Origin of the sequence: Brasilonema bromeliae SPC951 (assembly GCF_012912135.1) — a bacterium.
Taxonomy (GTDB): domain Bacteria; phylum Cyanobacteriota; class Cyanobacteriia; order Cyanobacteriales; family Nostocaceae; genus Brasilonema; species Brasilonema bromeliae.
In genome coordinates this window covers 5,507-12,659 of the sequence record NZ_QMEB01000144.1, presented here as the reverse complement: position 1 = coordinate 12,659, position 7,153 = coordinate 5,507, and the positions used below count along the sequence as shown (strand labels likewise).

Genomic DNA, 7,153 nt, shown 5'->3' with positions numbered 1-7,153 from the left:
GGCTAGCCATTGCACTCCGGTTTTGAATTTCTTTTTGTCCTTATGCCAGATCATGAACACTTCACCCCGTCAGTTTGCAGTTCACTACAAGCGAGTGCAGCGAAAGGCTATCACCCCATATTAATGTCGCAGAACCTTATGGTTGCAGATCGAACACAACAAGGCGACTGTTGTGCAAAACGCAGCGGAAATTTGAACTGAGATAATTTCTTAGTTTAGAGTAATAATCAAGCCACCAAAAAGCTGGCCAGCCAATGACCATAAAGCTTGCTCCGCAGTCGCGCATTCGTTCAAGTTCCCGAATGGCGGTTTGGTCATCAGATGGAGGTCCCCAGTACTGACCTTCATGTTCGAGGAAGGGAAGGGGATGGAATTGTGGTAAAATATCAAAACCCCATTGATTTTCATCGACCAAAATAAAATGCTTTCCTGCTGGTATCACAGCTGCGATCTCCCGAATGGCAATTTCCAGCCGTTCTGACCAGCCCAGATTGAGTTTTGGTACAAGCTTAGACGTAAACTCACTGCGGCGTATACTTATATGCAACAGGCGCTCTGCAAGCCACCGACGATAGGATGCATCTTCTGCACGCGGCGACTGCAGCAAATAAGCGATCGCATCAGTACGTTCTGCCATCACAGCAAGCGCTCCTGTTCCACTAAGCGAGTGAAAGCTAACCTGGGAATCCTGTTCAACATGAAACCGGACTTGAGCCAGTTGTTTGGCAATAAAAAAGAAATCGAATTGCGTTGCCATGCGCAAGTATAAGTTCAAGTCTAGCAAGTACTTAGAGTGCGTTATGTCGAATCCCCCAACCGCCTTGAGGGCAGAAGCGCGAAACATCACCGCACTAGTGCGCAAAATCCATTTCCGTCCATCAACAATTTGGTGGATGAACTCTAGACCCTCGATCAGCCCTTGTGGCAAGTTGTCTGAAAATTCTGTGCCTTTGACCTGCAGTAGAACACCGTTAGTATCGATAAATTCAGCTAGGGCAGCCGAGAGACCAGCATTCGGATGGTTGTCCAATCCTAAGACAGACTCGCGGATGAAGTTGGGCAGCAGTATGTCATCGTCCGACAAGATGCTCAGATAGGGGCTAGAATTTATCTCAATGGTTCGCTGCCAATTGCCAAATATTCCTATATTAGCATCATTGCGTACATAAGTGATTCGCGAATCTGAGAATGAGCGTACAACTGCTTCTGTATCATCGCTAGAAGCATTATCTAATACAAGAACTTGGAAATCTGAATAGTCCTGTGCCAGTGCGCTCTTAAGGCTAGTTTTTAGTAACTTCGAGCGATTATAGGTTGGGATTGCGATCGTAACTTTGGTCTCAGGTATCATATCGTTTCTGCTCACCCTCTGTTTGGGAATAAGGCCTACACAGTATCAAGCTGATATGCGCAAATCAAAGACAACCAAGCGCTCCGAATCTAAAACACAGCGAAACTTGGTACGCAAATGGCGAGCGAATTCAGCATAGTAGTCAAACCACCAGAAAGCTGGCGATCCAAACACAATAAAACTTGCCCCTTCACGGCGCAAACGCTCAAATTCCTCTATTGCAATAACATCATCACTGGGTGCTCCCCAATACATACCGTCTTTTTCTAAAAAGGGGATTGATTGGCTATTTTCAAGTAGCTGCCCATTCCATCCCCATTCATCCATATCAACTAAAATATAAGTTTGTCTTGGTGGAATTAACGGTTCCAGTTCCTGCCCCAACTCGACCATATGCTGGATATGCTTATAGCCAGAACTTTGAGCGCACTCAAAAGCATCTTTAATTTGAATGTCCTGTTCCTGTAAAAACTTACGCAGGACTGTCATTTCATAGTGATATTGGTTAAGTTGCCAGCGATAAGTCGTCTTGCTAGTGCCATTATCACCATGAATGCGATACAAAGCCTGATACTCAACAATGCGCTTGATGCTGCCAAACAAGGGAGCAAGAATTGCTAGGTAGGAATCGGCATTGATTCGATAGTGAATCTCCGGTATCGGCAAAACCCTTTTTAAGTAACTACGTGCCCAAGCATTGCCGCTGGTCGGGGAGAAGACATGACCATCTACACCACCCGTGAGCTGTGCATCAAGCAAATCTCCTTCTGGCAAAGGTTTTTCCGGAAATAACTTGTCCAACGGTTTCCCATGAACATCAATAGCAGACAAAGGCCAATGTACCTTGACCACGTTTGGTTCGTGCAGCAGTGAGACTGCTTTTTCAACAGCACTGGGTAGCAAAACATCATCTGCATCTAAGAAGCAGACAACCTCACCACAGCTGACGGCAAAACCGGCGTTAAATGCTGACCCCTGCCCACCATTCTCTTTCAAAACGGGAATAATTCGTTTTCCGTAATCAGCGATGATTTGCTGTGAATTATCTGTTGAACCATCATCCACGACGATGACTTCCGTAGGCTGATAGGTTTGATTCAAAGCACTTGCGATCGCCTCACGCAGAAAACGCCCGTAATTGTAGTTGGTTATTATAATACTCGCTGTAGGTTTTTCCATTAGACATTTTTGAAAACTAATCTCAAATTCTTGCTGTGTTTGGGCTAGCGTAAGTCAAACACAATCAGACGCTCATTTTGTAATACACAGGGAAACTTTTGACGCAAATAGTCATGAAATCTGGTATAATACTCCAGCCACCAAAAAGTGTGCATCAGAAAAACAATCGCGCTGGCACCAGTTTGGTGTAGGCGCTCAAATTCTCGAATAGCGGTGTCGTCATCTGTTGGAGCTCCCCAATACTGTCCATTGTGTTCAGTAAAGGGTATAGTCCGGAAGCCTTCAATGATTTCATTGCTATTTAGCCAATCTTCATCCACCAAGATAAAGGGTTTCTGCGGCGGTATCAGAGCTTTGAGTTCCTCCATGCTCGCATGAAGCTGACCGATACGATTTCGCTCCATCGCAAACTCCAGATCTGCTGTCACCTGAACCAGATTCCACTTTTTTGGAATACGATCAAGATCCTGTTGAGCTCGTTCGAGATCCCATCTCATAAAGAAATAGTCGAGGTCATCACGACGGGGAGGAAAAGGGTGCCAGAAATGAACAACAGACTTTGGTTCAAACACAACTGGAATCTTGGCATTATATAAAGCCAAACTAGAATCGATCCAGTCTAAATAAACAACCTCTTCATCAAAAGGAGCGACTTGGTCAAAAACGCTTCGGCGATAGAGCTGACAGTGAGCCTCTCCAGACAATTCTATCGTCCGGCGATGGGAACCTTTATCAAGTTGTTGCTCGTCTGTAAACGGAAGAATTTCGTATTTGACTCCGTCGGTTGTTTGCACTGAACGGATATGACCCAGGTTTGGGTCCCAGTGAAGTTTTGTCTCTCCCAAACGCCCCTCGATAATGCGTGGTATTGCCACATCAGCCGGATGTTCTTCGCATGCTGCCATAAGTTGAGATAGCCAGCCCTCCTCAACAATAACGTCACTCTCTATGAAGCACACAAAATCATCTTTGGCTTGCTGAATCACCAGATTTTTGCACTGGTTAGGCGTTAGGTAATGGTTCTTGTGGATAACTTCCACATGACTACGTCCGTCTAGCACCTGTTCAATCTGCTGCCAATACACCTTTGGGGTGTTGCAGTCCACTACAATCAGGTTGAATGGGATGTGGGTGTAATCGAAAATCCGCTGCAAAGATTCAGCAGCTAAGGAGAATTGCTCGCGAGGAATGAATCCGATGGTTATTGTTGATGACATATAGCAGTCTTATTTAAGTTGTAAAAATTATTAACCGCCAAGACGAGCCAGCGCTGCAGGAGGGTCTCCCTCCGTAGGCGTCTGGCGTCGCCAAGAGCGCCAAGAAAAGAGAGAAAAGAGAATTTTACGTTCAAAGTAGCGTGCCCGTGCCTCTGTTAGGAGGAGCTAACGCGCTTTAGGAAGCATGCCGTAGGCTTAGTACAGCATTTCATTAATTCGTAGCCCATTAAATTAAGCAAGACTCTGCGTTCCTTTGCGCTACCTTAGTGTTCCTCTGCGTTTAAAAAAGTTACGAACTTATGCAAAGCTGTACTTCAAGCTTATGATTTAGTATTGCTATGGTGATATTTTATAAACTCAATGTATCGTTAACTCATAGCTGCCTCTAAAAGAGATGAAAGAACTTTATCTGAGTTAAAATACTCCTGTGCTAACTGCCGTGCTGCATACCGATGTCGCTTATAGTCAGCGTTGATAGCTTCTACACCGTTTACTGCCTCCTTTTGGTCGCGGAAAATTAAAATTCCTTCTCCTACTGGTAGCCAATCGCTTAAGCCTGTGTCTTGAACTAGAACAGGTCTGCCGGAAGCTAGGTAACAGACGCTGCGATCGCTAAACCAGCCTCCCTTTGTGGCAACGTAACCGTGTTTCGCGACTCCAAACTCAGCACGGGATTCTTGGACGAATGTCTGGTAAGATTCTGGTGTAAAGGACGCAATCCATCCGGGGATTACCTCCCAGCCGTACTGGGATAGCTCATCAGGAAAGCCGCCGCTAAGTGCAATCCGAAACGGTTGTTTTGTCAGTTGCGGTATATCAATGAACTTGAGAAATTCTTTATCCTTGTTGCCATAGGTGACTCCTTCGTAGACCACCTCCCGATAACTGTGCCACTGCATAATAGAACTGAAGTGGGTGGCGTCGTCGTCCTCAGTCACTGACCAGTAAGGCAGTGCTACTGGAGGTAATGTCAACAGCCAATCCCTACCGATTGTGGGGATGAGACAGTCTGCGGCACCAATGCGCTGACCAATCGTGAACAGGCGATCGCAATGTTCAACCGTGTTTACCAATTCTGAATGACCGCTGGCAATGTTAATCTGAGTGAAACCGGGGTCTGCATCAATATAAATGCGGCGTTGCGGCCAGTTATATTCCTCTCTCCACAGAGAAATTGGTGAGCCACGGACAATCATCAAATCAGCTTCATGACATATTTGTTTAAATTTGTCAATATCCATCCCAACCGAACGCTCGCCAGCTCGGTAAATCCATTGATTTTCAAAACCAAGCCCTTCCAGACAGTTTCTCACATAATTTGTAGGATAGTCCAACTCAGTTGTGAGTTGCTCGGTTTCCCAGTTGTAAACCCACGACTCTAGTCCACATTCTTCCAAATAGAAAACATCGTGCCCAAGCGATCGCAAACCCAAAAGGTACTGCAGGTCAGACCAGGCATTGCCTCCTATAGGAAAACGACCGATTGCACTCGCAAAAATGATGATCATGCTACTTTCACTCTCCCTGGCTCAAGTAGTCGAGGCAGTACTACTTTGTAACTAAAGTTTTGTTCGGCTAACTCCTGTGCTGCCAAGCAATGCATCTGATAATCTGCGTTGACGCGCTCTATGCAGTCTACTGCGGACTCCAAGGAGGAAAACGCCAGCACGCCGTCACCCGTCGGTAACCAATCGCTAAATCCGGTATCTTGTAAGATGACGGGGCGACCAGCAGCGAGATAGCAAACGCTGCGATCGCTAAACCAACCGCTACGGGTTTTGACATAAGCGTTTTTGGCAACGCTAAATTCTCCCCGCGAGCTAGTCAGGTAATTGATGTAAGTTGATACGTTAGCGCTCAATACCCTAGCATCTCGAACTAACCAGCCTGCTGTTTGTAGAGACTTGGTAATCTCTGCTATTTCTGTATCCTTGCCCGAAAGCGCAAGTTCAAGTTTCTGTGCACAGTAGCTTGGGAGTTCCAGCAGGCGCATGAATTCCTCATTCTTCTGTCCATAGTGTTCGCCCTGGTAGATAATCCCACCATATGCACTCCAATTAGCCACGGTTGTCAAGGGTATATCTACCCATTTTTTTTCACAATCTTCTGGAGCAAGTACTTGGTGCCAAATCTCTGGCACAACAGGCGGTACGGTGGGGAGCCATTCAATACCATCACTCGGAATCGTGCAATCGGGTTTTCCGATATTCACACCATAACTAAAGTAGGCGTGATAGTCGTTGCGACCCTCAGCGGCGAATGTCCCAGTTTGAGTAAAGAATGGGTCCATATCGATTAATATCCGGCGCTTGCACACAAGAAATTCTCTCAGCCAGCAAACTCCACCGATATTCAATAGCAGATCCGCCGTCTTGAGCATCCGCTTTAGCTCTTGCCAATCCGCACCATAGACGGTTCCCGTGTCCCGATTCACATAGCACACAGTGGCATTCACGCCATAGGTGTTTATAAGTGTTTCCACTGCGTGAATACCAAAGCTGGGGTCATCGCTGTAACTGCGGTTTATCGGGTTATAGCAGGACCCAGACCAGCCGCTTTCCTCTAAATATAGGACTTCATGTCCGAGAAGATGTAATCCTAACACATAGTGGAAGAAGGCAAAAAGATTACCAGCTAATGGATGACGGATCATATATCCGCAAACAACAATGCGTGCCATACTTATAACCCCGCTCGCTCCATAAGACTGCCAATCACCTTTTCTGCGGCAAAGTATTCTGATGCAATTTCGCGGGCTGCTTGGCAATTGCCTTTGTAGTCGCTTTCGATCGCATCGAGTGCTGCTAGAATATCTTCCATAGTGTTGAAGGCAAAAAGTCCTTTACCCGTGGGCAGAAATTTGCTGAATCCTGTTTCCTGAGTAATCACAGGACGACCAGCAGCTAGATAGCAAGCAGAGCGATCGCTAAACCAGCCACTCAACAGACGCGTGTATTGCTCTTTTGCCACCGTGAACTCTCCGCGCGATTCCTGGATATAAGCGCGGTAATTCTTCATATCTTGAGAGAGTTCCACCGCGTCTACCTGGCTCCAACCATGCTTTTGAAGCAGCGATCGCACATTCTCTCTTTCCTCCTCACTCACATTAGTCGCCATCTCAAATTGCAACGGACGCGCTTTGGGAAGATCCAGATATTTTTCCAACTCACGCGCCTTGCGCCAGTAGTAAGTTTTGCCCTGATAAGTAATGTCCTTTCCCTTATTATTCCAAGTGGCGATGGTGTTGTAAGCAATCCCTGGTGTGAAGTTTGAGTCCCACAAATCCAGCACTACTGGTTGGCGGGTAGGTAACCAGTGAAAGCCACCGACGGGAACACCACAATCTGGTGCCCCTAGATTTTCCCCAAAACTGAAGTGGGTGTCGTGGGCGGACAGGTGAGCAATG

At 46.4% G+C, this 7,153-nt stretch carries 6 protein-coding genes; all 6 read right to left on the bottom strand.

The window, feature by feature from the left end:
* Window positions 1-136 precede the first annotated feature (136 nt).
* Window positions 137-1,351, bottom strand: coding sequence for a glycosyltransferase family A protein (locus tag DP116_RS17830; protein ID WP_169156450.1), 1,215 nt, complete (start codon window positions 1,349-1,351; stop codon window positions 137-139).
* Between the two features lie 45 nt (window positions 1,352-1,396).
* The gene (locus DP116_RS17825) at window positions 1,397-2,530 is read right to left on the bottom strand and encodes a glycosyltransferase family 2 protein (RefSeq protein WP_169156449.1); all 1,134 of its coding nucleotides are present in this window, start codon (window positions 2,528-2,530) and stop codon (window positions 1,397-1,399) included.
* Window positions 2,531-2,574: 44 nt separating this feature from the next.
* Complete coding sequence (locus DP116_RS17820; RefSeq protein WP_169156448.1) at window positions 2,575-3,747, bottom strand: glycosyltransferase family 2 protein; 1,173 nt, start codon at window positions 3,745-3,747, stop codon at window positions 2,575-2,577.
* Between the two features lie 368 nt (window positions 3,748-4,115).
* Window positions 4,116-5,255, bottom strand: coding sequence for a glycosyltransferase (locus tag DP116_RS17815; protein ID WP_169156447.1), 1,140 nt, complete (start codon window positions 5,253-5,255; stop codon window positions 4,116-4,118).
* A complete protein-coding gene (locus DP116_RS17810) occupies window positions 5,252-6,427 on the bottom strand; it encodes a hypothetical protein (protein ID WP_169156446.1) in 1,176 nt (391 codons plus the stop codon). The genes DP116_RS17815 and DP116_RS17810 overlap by 4 nt, the downstream gene beginning before the upstream one ends.
* A 2-nt stretch (window positions 6,428-6,429) precedes the next feature.
* Window positions 6,430-7,153 (bottom strand): glycosyltransferase (locus DP116_RS28610; protein WP_369333951.1); only part of this gene is annotated, 724 nt, incomplete at its 5' end.